Raw genomic sequence first — 14,663 nt, 5'->3', positions numbered from 1 at the left:
GGCAGGTTTAGTCCCCGCTTGCCCGTTATCGGTTGTCCTTCGACACCACCATGCAGATTCAGGAATGCGTAGCAAATGACTCAGACTCTCAGCCAACTCGAACACAGTGAATCCTTTATCGGCCGTCACATTGGCCCGTCTTCTCAGCAGCAACAACAGATGCTGGAAACGGTCGGTGCCGACTCGTTAAATGCCCTGATCCAGCAAATCGTGCCGGTGGACATCCAATTGCCGGGCCCGCCAGCCGTGGGTGATTCCGTTACCGAACATCAGGCACTGGCTGAGCTGAAAGCTATCGCCAGCCAGAATCAGCGCTACAAATCTTATATTGGTATGGGCTACAGCGCGGTGCTGACCCCGCCGGTTATCCTGCGCAACATGCTGGAAAATCCAGGCTGGTACACGGCCTACACCCCTTATCAGCCAGAAGTCTCTCAGGGCCGTCTTGAAGCCTTGCTGAACTTCCAACAGTTAACCCTCGACCTTACCGGTCTGGACCTCGCGTCTGCTTCTCTGCTTGACGAAGCGACCGCCGCTGCCGAAGCCATGGCCCTTGCCAAACGCGCCAGCAAACTGAAGAACGCCAATCGCTTCTTCGTGGCTGACGACGTGCATCCGCAAACGCTGGACGTAGTCCGCACTCGTGCTGAAACCTTTGGTTTCGACATTATCGTCGATAAAGCAGAAAAAGTGCTCGAGCTGGAAGGCGTGTTCGGCGTGCTGCTGCAACAAGTGGGCACCACCGGGCAGGTTCACGATTACCGCGCACTGCTGGCTGAGCTAAAATCACGCAAAATCATCACCAGCGTTGCCGCCGACATTATGGCGTTAGTGCTGCTGGCCGCGCCGGGCGCACAGGGCGCAGACGTGGTGTTCGGTTCCGCCCAACGCTTCGGCGTGCCAATGGGCTACGGCGGCCCGCACGCCGCATTCTTCGCCTGCGTTGACGAATTCAAACGCTCCATGCCGGGCCGTATTATCGGCGTATCTCGCGACGCGGCGGGCAATACCGCGCTGCGCATGGCGATGCAGACCCGCGAGCAGCATATTCGCCGCGAGAAAGCCAACTCCAACATCTGTACCTCGCAGGTTCTGTTGGCCAACATCGCCAGCCTGTACGCGGTATTCCACGGCCCGGTTGGCCTGAAACGCATCGCCAGCCGTATTCACCGTCTGACCGACATTCTGGCCGCTGGCCTGAAAAAAGGCGGCCTGACGCTGCGCCACGACAGCTGGTTTGACACCCTGACGGTTGAAGTGAAAGACAAAGCCGCGACGCTGGAACGCGCTTTGAGCTTCGGCCTAAACCTGCGCACTGACATCCACGGCGCCGTGGGCATCACGCTGGACGAAGCCACTTCACGCGAAGACGTGCAAGTGCTGTTCGCCGCCCTGCTGGGTGACGACAACGGTCTGGACATCGATCAGCTTGATAAAGCCGTGAGTAGCGATAACGCGTCTATCCCAGCCGCCATGCTGCGCGTAGACCCGATCCTGACTCACCCGGTGTTCAACCAGTACCACAGCGAAACCGAGATGATGCGCTACATGCACCGTCTGGAGAAAAAGGATCTGGCGCTGAATCAGGCGATGATCCCGCTGGGTTCTTGCACCATGAAACTCAACGCCGCTGCCGAGATGATCCCAATCACTTGGCCTGAATTCTCCGAGCTGCACCCGTTCTGCCCGGTTGAACAAGCTGCGGGCTACCAGCAGATGATCGGCCAGCTCTCCCAGTGGCTGGTGCAGCTGACGGGCTACGACGCGGTTTGTATCCAACCAAACTCCGGCGCACAGGGTGAATATGCTGGCCTGCTGGCTATCCGCCGTTACCACGAAAGCCGTAACGAAGGCAGCCGTCATATCTGTCTGATCCCAAGTTCTGCTCACGGCACCAACCCGGCATCGGCGCAAATGGCCAGCATGACCGTGGTCGTGGTGGCTTGTGACAAGCAGGGCAACATTGATTTAAGCGACCTGCGCGAGAAAGCCGCTCAGGCCGGTGATGAGCTGTCGTGCATCATGGTGACCTACCCGTCAACCCACGGCGTGTATGAAGAAACCATCCGCGAAGTGTGCCAGATTGTTCACCAGTACGGCGGTCAGGTTTACCTCGACGGCGCGAACATGAACGCACAGGTGGGGATCACCACGCCGGGCTACATCGGCGCGGACGTGTCGCACCTTAACTTACACAAAACCTTCTGTATCCCACACGGCGGTGGCGGTCCGGGCATGGGTCCAATCGGCGTGAAATCGCATCTGGCTCCGTTCGTTCCGGGTCACAGCGTGGTGCAGATTGATGGCGTTCTGACTCAGAATGGCGCGGTTTCTGCGGCGCCGTTCGGCAGCGCTTCTATCCTGCCAATCAGCTGGATGTATATCCGCATGATGGGCGCGCAGGGTCTGAAGCAGGCAAGTCAGGTGGCAATTTTGAATGCCAACTACATCGCCACTCGCCTGAAAGATGCTTACCCAGTGCTGTACACCGGCCGCGACGGTCGCGTGGCGCACGAATGTATTCTGGATATCCGTCCGCTGAAAGAGAGCGTCGGGATCAGTGAAATGGATATTGCTAAACGCTTGATTGATTTCGGTTTCCACGCGCCAACCATGTCGTTCCCGGTCGCGGGCACGCTGATGGTTGAGCCAACCGAGTCTGAAAGCAAAGTGGAAATCGACCGTTTTGTTGACGCTTTGCTGGCAATCCGCGCTGAAATCGACCGCGTTGCCAAAGGTGAATGGCCGCTGGAAGACAACCCGCTGGTCAATGCGCCGCACGTACAAGCCGAGCTGGTCAGCGAGTGGTCCCACCCGTACACCCGCGAACTGGCGGTATTCCCAGCGGGCAGCGACAACAAGTACTGGCCGAGCGTGAAGCGTCTTGATGACGTTTACGGCGACAGAAACCTGTTCTGCTCCTGTGTACCGATGAGTGAATACGAGTAATTAATCAAAAGCTGTTCTGCTCCTCCCCCTGAAAAGGGGGAGGCTGTTAGGGGGTATTGCAGGCAAATCAATGTTGCCGTGCAGTGACCCCCTCTCCTTCTTCAACCTCGCAACAAAGCATCCCTAAACGACAAAATATGCGCTTCGGCTGCTGCTGCGGCGGCTTGGGTATCTTGCGTTTCCAGTGCGGAAATAATCGCGCGATGCTCCTCGATAACCTCAACCATGTGGTCTTCTTTCGACAGCGAACTGGCCCAGAAGCGTTGCGCTCTGGCGTGCAGCACGCTGAGAATGTCCTTGAGCATCAGGTTTCCGGCGATCTCCGCCAGCAGATGGTGGAAATGGTGGTCCAGCGACACCATGCGGTTGCGATCCCGCGTCTGCACGGCGACATTCATCTCTTCATTTACCGCCGTTAATGTCGCGATATCCTGCTTTGAGACGTGCTTACAGGCCAGCTTCATGCACAGCATCTCATTGGCGAGACGCACTTCGATCAGCTCCAGCGCGTCATCAATCGACAGCGGAGAAACCATCACCCCTTTGCGCGGGATTATCTGCAATAAGCCTTCATTGGCCAGCCGGTGGATCGCCTGATTAATCGGCGTGCGGCCCATTTCTAGCTCCGCCATCACCTGCGCGGTATTCAAATATTCACCCGGTTTATAGCTCAGGGTGACCAACGCCTGCTTAAAACGACGATAAGCCAACTCATTTTGCGATAAACCCACGTCATCCAACGCCGGTTGTGGGCGGCTTTCTGCTGCAACAGATTTCACGCATGACTCCTGCGAAGGAAATTTTTAGACATTCTACACAAAATTATGGCACGGAAATCGCTTATTTAATAACTGAAGCTATAGTGAAATTTCACTGTGCTTTCTAATAAAACAGTCAATAAGCGAGCCTTAAAAGATGAAATTAACCTTTACCTTACCTGCAAACACTGGCGAAACCTCATTAAACATCCATGTCGATCAGTTGGTGATCGCTGGCTGGACCGGGCGCGATCACGAGGCGATCTTGCACCATATCAGTGAGCTTGAGGCACTGGGCGTGCCCCGCCCGAGTGCAGTTCCTCTGTTTTATCGCGTCGCGACCAATCAGCTGACTCAAAGCGAAACTATTGAAGTGGTGGGCAGCGCCACGTCTGGCGAAGCCGAACCTTTTGTTTTCACTCATCAGGGCGAGCAGTTTGTGTCGCTGGCCTCCGATCACACCGATCGCGAGCTTGAAGCCCATAGCGTGGCGCTTTCCAAACAGATCTGCGTCAAGCCAGTTGCCCGTCAGGCTTGGAAAATGGCCGATGTCGCCGATCACTGGGATCAACTGATCCTGCGCTCGTGGATCAAAGAAGAGGGCGAATTCCGCCTGTACCAAGAAGGCCGCCTGTCCAGCCTGCGTAAGCCCGATGACCTGCTGGGGCGCTATCTTGACGGCAGCGCCCAGCCGGAAAACGGACTGGCGATGACCTGTGGCACGGTGGCGGCGATAGGTGGCATCCGTCCTGCAACGGAATTCCGCATGGAGCTGGTGGACGAAGTGCTGGGCCGCACCATCAGCCATGCCTATCAAAGTGCTGAATTGCCGGTGGTGGCGTGATGACTAAGGAGTTGACGATGAAACAGCTCACCCTGAGTCAGGCGCTGCAACAGCTGGCGGCGCAGGAGACTTCCTCGCTGGCTCTGACCGAGGCGGCGTTAGCGCGCAGTGAAGACCCACAGGGGGAAGGCGCGAAGGTCTTCACCCACATCTATCATCAGCAAGCCTTGCAGCAGGCGGCAGCGTCCGACGCACGTCGCAAAGCGGGCAGGCCGCTGTCCGCGCTGGATGGCATTCCAGTCTCTATCAAAGACCTGTTCGACGTCGCGGGTGAAAGCACTACGGCTGGCTCGAAAGTGCTGCGTGATGCCCCGGCAGCCAAAGCGCATTCGGCAGTGGTCCAGAAGCTATTGGACGCGGGCGTGGTGATCATCGGCAAAACCAATATGACCGAATTCGCTTACTCGGGGCTGGGTATCAATCCGCACTACGGCACCCCGGCTAACCCCTTTGATCGCGCGACGCGCCGCATTCCCGGCGGATCTTCTTCCGGCGCGGCGGTATCGGTCAGCGACGGCATGTCGCTGGGAGCGATTGGCAGCGACACCGGCGGATCGGTGCGTATTCCGGCCGCCTTCTGCGGCTTGACCGGTTACAAGCCGACGGCGCGACGCATCTCGCAACAAGGCGTACTGCCGCTGTCGGCAGCGTTGGACTCTATTGGCGTCATCGCCCATGACCTCGCCTCCTGTCTGGCGTTGGACGGCGTGATTGCCGACTCGCCGGTGAAAACCATTGAAAAAGCCCTCGCGCAGGGGCGTTTTGCGATTCCACAAACGCTGGTGTTAGACGGCATCGATGCCGACGTGCAGCGCGCCTTCACCCGTGCCATTGAGAAGTTAAAGCAGGCCGGTGCGCAGGTTGAGGAGATACCTTGCCATGAGTTCGCCGAGCTGGCTGAGATCAACGCCACCGGCGGCTTTACCGCGCTGGAGTCTTGGGCGTGGCATCAGAAATTTATCGAGCAGCAGGGCGAGCAGTATGACCCGCGCGTGGTGTCGCGTATTCGTCGCGGTGCGACGCTGGGGCAGGCAGACAGAGAGCGTCTGGAGCAGCAGCGCGCCGACTGGCAGCAGCGGGTGGCGAAAACCATCGGCCAGTTTGATGCCCTGCTGATGCCAACCGTGCCGATGATCGCCCCGAGTATCACCGAACTGGCCGCCGACGATGAGACCTATTTCAAGGCTAACGGCGCGGCGCTGCGTAACCCTTCAGTGATCAACTTCCTCGATGGCTGCGCGGTTTCACTGCCTTGCCATCAGGCGGGAGAGGCGCCGGTAGGGCTCATGGTGGCCGCGCTGTCACAGCAGGATGACACCCTGCTGAGCTGGTCATTGCAAATCGAACGCTGCCTCAAAGCCCAATAACAGGAGAAAAATCATGAGCACTTTACCCAATGGCATGCTGTTTGTGGCGACCAACGTTGCCGAGAAAGACGAAGCAGATTTCAACCAATGGTATGACCGTGAGCACGTGGAAGAGCGCGTGCGTATTGATGGCTTTTTGTCTGGCACGCGATATCAATTGATCGGTGCGACGGGACAGGGGCGCAAGTACCTCGGGCTGTATCAGACGGAATCCCTGAACAGTTTCTCAACCGACGCCTATCGCGCGGCGTTCACCCGCCAGACGCCGTGGTCCGTCGCCAGTCTGGATAAAATGATTAACCCGATGCGCCGCGTTTGTGCTGTCGAAGCGGTGATTGGTTTTGGCAGCGGCCGCCATCTGGCGATCATCCCGCTGGCGTCACATGTCGCCGGAGAAGCCCTGACGGCGCGCATTGCGCATCTGGGCGAAACCCTGTTTGCTCAGCCCGGTTTTATCCGTTCACGGCTGTTAACGCCGGATGTTTCCCTCAGTTCTCCTTTACCGAAAGAGTCGGCAGAAGACCGCCCGATGATCCCCATGATGTTGATTGACAGCAGCAGCGCCGAGTCCTGCCAGAAACTGACTGAACTGGCATGTCAGGCTTTGCATATTCCTAATACTGAGGCGCTGCACTACGGTCTCAGCTGGCAACTTACCGCGCAGGAGTTGAAATCATGAGCCTTTCCACCACTGAAAATGCAGGCATTAAGGGCAGCACGCATCAGGCCGATACCACCCACAGCCCGCCGAAAACCGGGCGTTTGGCGGCTGCCAGCTCCATTGGTACCGCGCTGGAGTGGTATGACTTTACGGTCTACAACATCATGGCGGCGCTGATTTTCAATCACGTCTTCTTCCCGTCATTCGACCCGCTGGTCGGCACGATTTTGGCGTTTTCCACCTACGCCGTCGGCTATGTGTCGCGACCAATCGGCGGCATGGTGTTCGGCCATCTCGGTGATGTGCTGGGGCGGCGCTTCGTGCTAGTCACTACTCTGGTCATTATGGGAGTGACGACCGCGCTGATGGGGCTACTGCCGGGCTATGCGAGCTGGGGTATTTGGAGTCCGCTGCTGCTGGTCACGCTGCGTTTTGTGCAGGGTATCGCCCTCGGCGGCGAATGGGCGGGGGCGGTATTGCTGTCGATGGAGCACGGCAAGTCGCACCAGCGCGGGCGCAACGCCTCTTTCGCGCAGGTTGGTCCCTCTTGTGGCACTCTGATTGGCACTGGATTGATTACCCTGATCACCGTGCTGCTCTCGGCCGATGATTTCCAGAGCTGGGGCTGGCGTATTCCGTTCCTGCTCAGTCTGGTGCTGGTGTTCTTCGGCCTGTGGCTGCGTCGCGGTATTGGCGAAACGCCTGCATTTCTCAAGCTGGAGCAGAGTAAAAACACCACGCACACTCCGCTGAAAGAGGTGTTCACCCAACACCCGCGTGCTCTGCTGATTGCCGGTGGTTCGCGCATTGGTTCTGACGTGCTTTACGCGCTGGTGGTGGTGTTTACCCTGACCTACGTCACCACGGTTCTGCATTTACCTCGTCCGCTGGCGCTGACCGCGACCATGCTGGGTGCGTTGGGGAATGCCGTGACGGTGCCGATGTTTGGCGCGCTGTCTGACCGTTTCGGCCGTCGTCCGGTGTATATCTTCGGCGCGGTGGCGGCGATTATCTGGGCGTTTGTGTTCTTCGTATTGCTCGACAGCACTCAGCCCGTGCTGATCTGTCTGGCGGTCATCGGCGGGTTGCTGATTCACGCCATTATGTACGGCCCGCAGGCGGCGTTCGTGACCGAACAATTCCCGACCCGCGTGCGCTACGCCGGTTCCTCTTTAGCCTACACGCTGGCAGGTATTATCGGCGGCGGCTTTGCTCCACTTATCATCACCACGCTGTTTAAAGAGTACAACAGCACGTTAGCAATCTCGCTCTACGTCGCGCTGGCTCTGCTCATCACGCTGGTTTCAGTTTTCGCCGCCAAAGAGACGGCACACAAACCGCTATAAAATGAAAACACATCAATTGATCGACAGAACGGGGAAGGATCCCTGTTTTGCGATACCCCTCGACAAATATAAGTATTAATTTGATAATATAAGTATCAATCCTTATATTCATTTGCTCGGAAATGGAGAAGATTTAAGGAATCTAAGGGAAATTATGGCAACTCTGAATTGGTCCATGAGGTCGATTAAAGAGCTTAAAAAGGATGTTCCGGCCAGCCAAAGGAAAAAAATTGTGAGCATGGTTGCCGAGTTAGCTGATTTTCCCCATGTGCGACCTAACCTCGACATTAAGCCCCTCTCTGGCGCGAATGGAAGGTACCGAATGCGCGTTGGGGAATACCGAGTCTTATTTATCGTGGTGAAAGGCACGCCAATTATTCTCACTATTGAGCACGTGCTAAGGCGAACGTCTAAAACCTATTAATAGCCCGCGTGCTAAGGGCTATGAAGCTGCTTAGCAGCTACCTTACTACTTGAAATATAAGCCATACACCGGAGTAAAAATCATGACAGGTATTCAATTTATTACCGACGAGCAGGGCGTTAAAGTGTCCGTCGTGGTGCCGATTAACGTGTTTGAGCGGTTGATTAAACAAGTGGATTTAGCGGCGTTGGCACCAGAATTATATCAGGCTGAGGGCGGGCAAAATGATGAACTCATTCCGCACGAGGTAGTTGAAATCATGGTCAATAAAGATGTGACGATTCAAGCAGCGTGGCGACTGCACCGTGGGATGACGCAAAAAGAAGTCGCGGAGAAGCTGGGCATAAAACAAGCCGCCGTATCGCAATTTGAAAAGTCAGATAACCCGCGCCCGGAGAACCTACTGCGGCTGGCTGAACTCTACGGCTGTCGCCCGACTCAATTGGTCATGAGTTAAATCACATCGCATGTAAAGAAGCCGCCCCTTTCGGGCGGTTTTTTTGTTTTCCCCTCCCCAAAACGGTCATCCCCACATAAACGGTCACACTCGGTCATTTTTTATCACGAGGATTTGTGACCGTTTGCTGAAATCTTTTTGTCCGTTTGCAAACTCAAACGCGATTTATTGCCGTGATCACCACAGATCCGAAATTTAACATTTCATCTTTTCATCGATTTTTTTGACAACTATCACATGGTCAGCGCAGCGCAAAGAGTGCGCGGCCGCTTTTGAGGAAGCCCGCATTCCACATTCCGTGGTCTGCGTATCCTATTGAACATCGGGAAGAGGAAAAAACCATGCTGCCTGTAGAACGTCACCGCTTTATTACCGAAGTCCTTGCACAACGAGGACGCGTCCTGGTTCAGGAAGTGGCCGAGCTTTGTCATATCTCGCTGGAAACGGCGCGTCGTGATTTGGCTCTGCTGGAGAAGCGTGGGTTGTTGGTTCGCAGTCACGGCGGCGCGGTGTTTGTTGAACACCATCATGCCGAGAAGCAGTACGTGCCGTCGCAGATTGAGCAAGGTGAGTCATTCCGCGACCGCAGTAATCAGGCTCCAGACAGCAAAACGCGGATCGCCAAACGCGCCTTGCAGTTCATCAATCCGGGAGACTGTTTGCTGCTCGACAGTAGCTCGACCAGCTGGTTTTTAGCGCGCCAACTGCCGGATATCCCGCTGGTGGTGCTGACCAACTCGCTGCACATCATTCAGGCGCTGGCGGTGAAAGCCAACGTCAGAACCATTGGTCTGGGCGGCGAGTACTCGGCCAAGTATGAAGATTTTATCGGTGTTTACGCCGAACAGATGCTGAAAGAGTTCGTGATTAACAAATTGTTTTTCTCCTGTCACAGCATCAGCCATGACGGGGGGATCAGGGAAAGTAATGAGCACCATGCGCGGTTAAAACAGCAAATGCTGCTCTCCTCAGAACACAAAATTTTGCTGGCGGATGCCAGCAAATTCGGCCGCAGCTCGTTTGCGCGGATATGCCACTACCGGGAAATAGACACACTGATCACCGACCATCTGGATGATGAAGAGTTTCGGCAGGAGCTGGCCTGGAGCAACGTCAATGTCATTGAAGTTGCCCCTTTACCCCTACAAAAGAAAACCAAAAAACAACCGTAGCGACTGGGCATTTTGCACAACGACTGCGGCATAAATTGAACATCTGTGGAGAAACATCATGAAAAAGTCTGTACTGGCCTGTTTGTTTGCTTCAGCTCTGTTATCCGTTTCAGCCGCGCACGCTGCGGACAAAATTCGCATGGGTGTCGTAGTCAAAGTCGGCGGTAACGCTTGGTTCAACGCCATGGAAGTGGGCATCAAAAACGAAGCGGCCAAAGAGGGTATCGACGCATGGCAGGTCGGCCCAACCAGCGATGACCCGGCGTTACAAGTGCGTGCGATTGAAGACCTGATCGCGCAGAAGGTGGACATCATCGGCGTGGTGCCAAATGACGCCAAAGTGCTGGAGCCGGTGCTGAAGCGCGCCCGCGATGCCGGTATCAAAGTCATCACCCACGAGTCACCGGATCAGAAATACGCTAACTGGGACTTCGAAATGGTCGATGCCACCCAGCTCGGTGTTAGCCACATGATTGCGTTGGCGAAATGCATGAAAGAGACCGGCGATTACGCGGTTTACGTCGGCAGCCTAACCGTGCCTCTGCACCAGAAATGGGCCGATGCGGCGGTCAACTACCAGAAAGAGCACTATCCGAATATGCACCAAGTTGGCGACAAGTTTGGCGTCGGCGAATCCCTCGATGACACCATCCGCACCACCAATGACCTGATGTCGAAAGACCAGAACCTGAAAGGCATTCTGGCGATTGGCTCCCAAGGTCCAATCGGTGCCGGACGCGCGGTGCAAAACCGTGGCAAAAACGGCGACATCTGCGTCTTCGGCCCGTTTAGCCCGGGTCAGGGTGCATCACTGGTTAAAAGCGGCGCCATTAACGGCGGCTATATCTGGAACCCAATGGTGGCCGGTGAAGTCTTCGTGCGCGTTGCGGGCATGATCTCCAAAGGTACGCCGATCACTGACGGCATGGATATCGAAGGCATGGGCAAAGTGAAAGTGGATGAAGCCACCCACACCATCCTCGGTAACAAAACCGAAAGTCTCGACAAGGCGAACCTGCCAAAACTGGTGAAAATGGGGCTGTAATTATGGCGATCTCCGAGACATTTGATACCCAAACGATGCCGCTGATTGATGTGCAGAATCTGTCGGTGACCTTTGGCGGTCAGCGCGCATTGAATGATATTTCACTACAGCTGATGCCCGGCGAAGTTCACTGTCTGGCGGGCACCAATGGCTGTGGCAAAAGCACGTTGATCAAGATTATCTCGGGGGTCTACCAGCCGGACAACGGTTGCAGTATTACCCTCGCGGATAAAAATTTTAACCCGCAAACCTTCAGCCGCCTTAGCCCGGAGCAGGCGCGCAGCTTTGGGGTGCAGGTGATTTATCAGGACCTGTCGCTGTTCCCCAATCTGAGCGTGGCGGAGAACATTGCCTTCGACCACAACCTGCACGGGCTGATGGGCTGGTATCGCCCGTCACGCCTGCGCGATACCGCCAAGCGCATTCTCAGCGAGCTGAATTATCAGCTGGATGTCGATGCCAAAGTGGCGTCGCTGCCGATTGCCCAGCGCCAGCAGGTGGCTATTTGCCGCGCGCTGGTGGCAGATGCGCGACTGGTAATTATGGATGAGCCGACGGCCTCTTTGACCCGTACCGAGGTCAATCAGCTGCTGCGCACCGTGCATTACCTGAAAAGCAAAGGCATCAGCGTGGTGTTCGTCAGCCACCGATTGGACGAAGTGCTGGAGATTTCCGACAGCGTAACGGTCATTCGCGACGGCAAGCGTGTCGGCACTTACCCGGCGTCTGAAGTCAGCAGCGAACGCCTGACCGAGCTGATGACCGGCCTAAAACTCGACTATCGGCTGAAAGCCGCTAACCAGAATGACCAGCGCATCATGCTCGAGCTGGACAAGCTGAGCCGCGAAGGCCAGTACCACGACGTTAGCCTCAAGCTGCACGCCGGGGAAGTGCTCGGCCTGTGCGGGCTGCTCGGCTCCGGGCGTACCGAGCTGGCGCTAAGCCTGTTTGGCATGACCAAGCCGGACAGCGGAAAAATCTATCTCGACAGCAAACCGGTGCGTTTTCGCGGCCATGAAGATGCCATTAAGTCTGGCATCGGTTATGTCTCGGAAGACCGTCTGACGCTGGGACTGATCCAGCAGCAGTCGGTGGGTGACAACACCGTGCTGGCGATCATGGATCAGCTGCGCAGCCGTTTTCATCTGATCGACGAATACCGCAAAAACAAGATTATCCAGCAGTGGATCGAAAAGCTGGGGGTCAAAGTCGCCAGCCCGGATCAGGCCATTTCTACCCTGTCCGGCGGCAACCAGCAAAAGATCGTCTTGGCGAAATGGGTGCTGACTCAGCCGAAGATCCTGATCCTTGATTCGCCAACCGTTGGCGTCGATGTCGGGGCCAAAGCCAGCATCTATCAGTTGATCCACCAACTGGCGGAAGAGGGGATTTCCATCCTGCTGATTTCGGACGAAGTGCCGGAAGTCTACTTCAACTGTGACCGAGTGCTGCACTTTAGCGAAGGCACGGTGAAAGGCGAGTATCTGCCCGCCAATATCAGCCAACAACAACTTGCGGAGGCGGTGAATGCTTAATCTCAACCGTTTACGCCCGTCCACCAACGAAGGCTATCTGGCCTGGGTGCTGGTCGTGGTGATCGTCACCTTCTCGCTGCTGACTAACCAGTTTTTGACCCTGCAAAACCTGCTGGACCTGTCTGAAAGCTACGCCGTCAGCGGCATTTTCGCCCTCGGGCTGTTTGTGGTGCTGGTCACCGGCGGTATCGATATCTCCTTCGCCGCCGTGGCCTCGGTGGTGCAATACACCATCGCCACGCTGGCGATCCACTACGGCCTCGCCAGCCCGACCGGCACGATTTTGCTGGCGATCGCCATCGGTTCCATCTTCGGCATGATCAACGCCATTCTGATCTACTGCCTGCGCATCGTGTCGATCATCGTCACCATCAGCATGCAGTCGCTGTTGTTCGGCATGCTGATGTGGCTGACCAACGGCACCAGCCTGTATGACCTGCCGGACTGGCTGGTGACGCCGCTCAAGGTGCTGCCGTTCAGCGTCGGCACGCAACACTATCAGATTGGTTTGCCGCTGGTGGTGATGCTGGCAGTCGCGGCGCTGACTTGGGTGCTGCTCAATAAAACCCATCTTGGTCGCCAGCTGTTTGCGGTCGGCGGCGATCAGGAATCGGCGCGACGCATTGGTATTCGCGTCGGCGTGCTGCACCTGTTCGCTTACGGCTATCTCGGCGCAATGGCGGCAATTGGCGGGCTGGTGCAGGTCTATCGCGTGGGGGAAGTGGTGCCCAACGCGCTGGTCGGCGGCGAGCTGGACGTTTTAGCGGCCGCCGTGCTCGGCGGAGCCAGCCTAAATGGCGGCAAAGGCAGCGTGGTCGGTACCCTGATGGGCGTATTCCTGATTGGGATCCTCAAGAACGGCCTGAACCTGATTGGCGTCTCCAACTACTTCATGAACATCGTTATCGGCGTGGTGATCGTGGTGGCTATCACCGTCACTCACTACAAAAAACGCAAAGAAACCGATGTCGGCTTCGCGTGAGGAATCTGCAATGTTAACCAAAACCAAGAGCCTAAAAATGAAGTCCAGCGGCACGGGCCCGCGCTTCAAATTTGATAACACCACGCTGGGCCTGAGCCTGCTGCTGGTGGTGGTGATTGTCGGTTTCAGTCTGGCGATGCCCGGCCGTTTTTTCAGCGACTCTACCTTTATGAGTGTGGCTTTCCAGTTGCCGGAGCTGGGCCTGCTGACGCTGGCGATGTTCATCCCAATCCTCAGCGGCGGCCTGAATCTGTGCATTATCGCCACTTCCAACCTGACCAGCTTGCTGATGGCGTGGGTGTTTCTGACCTACCTGCCGCCAGACGCTAGCCTCGGGCTGCAAGCCGTCTGGCTGACGCTGGCACTGGTCGGCGCGATGGTGCTGGCGATTGCTATCGGCATGCTGACCGGCGCACTGGTGGCCTATGTCGGCGCGCACCCGATTTTGGTGACGCTGGCGACCATGACCATGGTGAACGGCATTGGCATCTATCTCTCGCGCGGCGCGGCCATCAGCGGCATGCCGGACATCGTACGCTACATCGGCGCGGATACCCTGCTGGGCATTCCGGTGCCGCTGATCATCTTCTTAGTCACGGCGGTGCTGATCGCGGTGTTCCTCGAACGCACTCGTCTGGGCAAATACATCTACATGAGCGGCAGCAACATCAACGCCACCCACTTCAGCGGCGTCAACACCCACCGCGTGCTGATCGCCATCTACGTGCTGTCGAGCATGCTCTGCGTGATTGCCGGGCTGGTGATGATGGCGCGCTTTAACTCGGCGCGCATGGGCTACGGCGACTCCTACCTGCTGCTCACCGTGCTGGCGATTATTTTGGGCGGTACCGACCCCTTCGGCGGCTTCGGCAGAGTAACCGGCGTGGTGCTCTCTCTGGTGGTGCTACAGGTGATCTCCACCGGCCTTAACCTGTTGAACGTCAGCCCGCACTTCAGTCTAGCAATGTGGGGCGCGGTGCTGATTGTGGTGCTCGGCCTGAAGTTCTTCCGCAACCGCTATATGCAGAAAAGAGCAGGGCGGATGAGCGCAGCGAAGGCCAGAGCCGCCGCGCCTTAGACCTCATTTTTAATGGCTTAACAACACGCATTTTCAATCTCTCTG

The 14,663-nt window shown here is 56.6% G+C and carries 12 protein-coding genes; 11 read left to right on the top strand and 1 reads right to left on the bottom strand.

The window, feature by feature from the left end; translation table 11 throughout:
* The first annotated feature begins 75 nt into the window (after nucleotides 1-75).
* Entirely contained in the window at nucleotides 76-2,949 is a 2,874-nt protein-coding gene (gcvP, locus tag GEAM_RS15160) for an aminomethyl-transferring glycine dehydrogenase (protein WP_034793002.1), read from the top strand.
* A 101-nt stretch (nucleotides 2,950-3,050) separates the two neighbouring features.
* Here gcvP and GEAM_RS15155 read toward each other — a convergent pair whose 3' ends face one another.
* The gene (locus tag GEAM_RS15155) at nucleotides 3,051-3,728 is read right to left on the bottom strand and encodes a GntR family transcriptional regulator (protein ID WP_034792999.1); all 678 of its coding nucleotides are present in this window, start codon (nucleotides 3,726-3,728) and stop codon (nucleotides 3,051-3,053) included.
* Nucleotides 3,729-3,864: 136 nt separating this feature from the next.
* Here GEAM_RS15155 and GEAM_RS15150 point away from each other — a divergent pair, with 136 nt between their 5' ends.
* From GEAM_RS15150 to GEAM_RS15100, 10 genes are all read left to right on the top strand, one after another.
* Nucleotides 3,865-4,551, top strand: a complete 687-nt coding sequence (locus GEAM_RS15150; protein ID WP_034792996.1) for a DUF2848 domain-containing protein — start codon at nucleotides 3,865-3,867, stop codon at nucleotides 4,549-4,551.
* 17 nt (nucleotides 4,552-4,568) lie between these two features.
* Complete coding sequence (locus GEAM_RS15145) at nucleotides 4,569-5,918, top strand: amidase (protein WP_034792994.1); 1,350 nt, start codon at nucleotides 4,569-4,571, stop codon at nucleotides 5,916-5,918.
* Between the two features lie 13 nt (nucleotides 5,919-5,931).
* The gene (locus GEAM_RS15140) at nucleotides 5,932-6,597 is read left to right on the top strand and encodes a DUF4286 family protein (RefSeq protein ID WP_034792993.1); all 666 of its coding nucleotides are present in this window, start codon (nucleotides 5,932-5,934) and stop codon (nucleotides 6,595-6,597) included.
* Nucleotides 6,594-7,925 carry an MFS transporter gene (locus GEAM_RS15135; RefSeq protein ID WP_034792992.1) on the top strand — a complete coding sequence of 444 codons (1,332 nt, stop codon included), beginning with the start codon at nucleotides 6,594-6,596 and terminating at the stop codon, nucleotides 7,923-7,925. Before GEAM_RS15140 ends, GEAM_RS15135 begins: the two co-directional genes overlap by 4 nt.
* Nucleotides 7,926-8,431: 506 nt before the next feature.
* The gene (locus GEAM_RS15125) at nucleotides 8,432-8,806 is read left to right on the top strand and encodes a helix-turn-helix domain-containing protein (protein ID WP_034792989.1); all 375 of its coding nucleotides are present in this window, start codon (nucleotides 8,432-8,434) and stop codon (nucleotides 8,804-8,806) included.
* Nucleotides 8,807-9,147: 341 nt separating this feature from the next.
* The gene (locus tag GEAM_RS15120) at nucleotides 9,148-9,978 is read left to right on the top strand and encodes a DeoR/GlpR family DNA-binding transcription regulator (protein ID WP_034792988.1); all 831 of its coding nucleotides are present in this window, start codon (nucleotides 9,148-9,150) and stop codon (nucleotides 9,976-9,978) included.
* Nucleotides 9,979-10,036: 58 nt separating this feature from the next.
* Entirely contained in the window at nucleotides 10,037-11,023 is a 987-nt protein-coding gene (locus tag GEAM_RS15115) for a substrate-binding domain-containing protein (RefSeq protein ID WP_034792985.1), read from the top strand.
* Nucleotides 11,024-11,025: 2 nt separating this feature from the next.
* Entirely contained in the window at nucleotides 11,026-12,558 is a 1,533-nt protein-coding gene (locus tag GEAM_RS15110; protein ID WP_034792984.1) for a sugar ABC transporter ATP-binding protein, read from the top strand.
* A complete protein-coding gene (locus GEAM_RS15105) occupies nucleotides 12,551-13,540 on the top strand; it encodes an ABC transporter permease (protein ID WP_034792982.1) in 990 nt (329 codons plus the stop codon). The genes GEAM_RS15110 and GEAM_RS15105 overlap by 8 nt, the downstream gene beginning before the upstream one ends.
* Before the next feature lie 10 nt (nucleotides 13,541-13,550).
* Entirely contained in the window at nucleotides 13,551-14,618 is a 1,068-nt protein-coding gene (locus GEAM_RS15100) for an ABC transporter permease (protein WP_084674130.1), read from the top strand.
* The last annotated feature ends 45 nt before the right edge of the window (nucleotides 14,619-14,663 follow it).

The sequence above is a fragment of the Ewingella americana ATCC 33852 genome (genome assembly GCF_000735345.1).
GTDB lineage: Bacteria > Pseudomonadota > Gammaproteobacteria > Enterobacterales > Enterobacteriaceae > Ewingella > Ewingella americana.
Note: the sequence above shows the minus strand (reverse complement) of the source record. Positions and strands in the feature narration are given on the sequence as shown.

What these genes read in the sequence shown, in the direction of transcription:
- GEAM_RS15125 (WP_034792989.1), top strand. Translation starts at nt 8,432, where the DNA reads ATGACAGGTATTCAATTTATTACCGACGAGCAGGGCGTTAAAGTGTCC.
- GEAM_RS15150 (WP_034792996.1), top strand. Translation starts at nt 3,865, where the DNA reads ATGAAATTAACCTTTACCTTACCTGCAAACACTGGCGAAACCTCATTA.
- GEAM_RS15135 (WP_034792992.1), top strand. Translation starts at nt 6,594, where the DNA reads ATGAGCCTTTCCACCACTGAAAATGCAGGCATTAAGGGCAGCACGCAT.
- gcvP (WP_034793002.1), top strand. Translation starts at nt 76, where the DNA reads ATGACTCAGACTCTCAGCCAACTCGAACACAGTGAATCCTTTATCGGC.
- GEAM_RS15120 (WP_034792988.1), top strand. Translation starts at nt 9,148, where the DNA reads ATGCTGCCTGTAGAACGTCACCGCTTTATTACCGAAGTCCTTGCACAA.
- GEAM_RS15100 (WP_084674130.1), top strand. Translation starts at nt 13,551, where the DNA reads ATGTTAACCAAAACCAAGAGCCTAAAAATGAAGTCCAGCGGCACGGGC.
- GEAM_RS15115 (WP_034792985.1), top strand. Translation starts at nt 10,037, where the DNA reads ATGAAAAAGTCTGTACTGGCCTGTTTGTTTGCTTCAGCTCTGTTATCC.
- GEAM_RS15140 (WP_034792993.1), top strand. Translation starts at nt 5,932, where the DNA reads ATGAGCACTTTACCCAATGGCATGCTGTTTGTGGCGACCAACGTTGCC.
- GEAM_RS15145 (WP_034792994.1), top strand. Translation starts at nt 4,569, where the DNA reads ATGAAACAGCTCACCCTGAGTCAGGCGCTGCAACAGCTGGCGGCGCAG.
- GEAM_RS15105 (WP_034792982.1), top strand. Translation starts at nt 12,551, where the DNA reads ATGCTTAATCTCAACCGTTTACGCCCGTCCACCAACGAAGGCTATCTG.
- GEAM_RS15110 (WP_034792984.1), top strand. Translation starts at nt 11,026, where the DNA reads ATGGCGATCTCCGAGACATTTGATACCCAAACGATGCCGCTGATTGAT.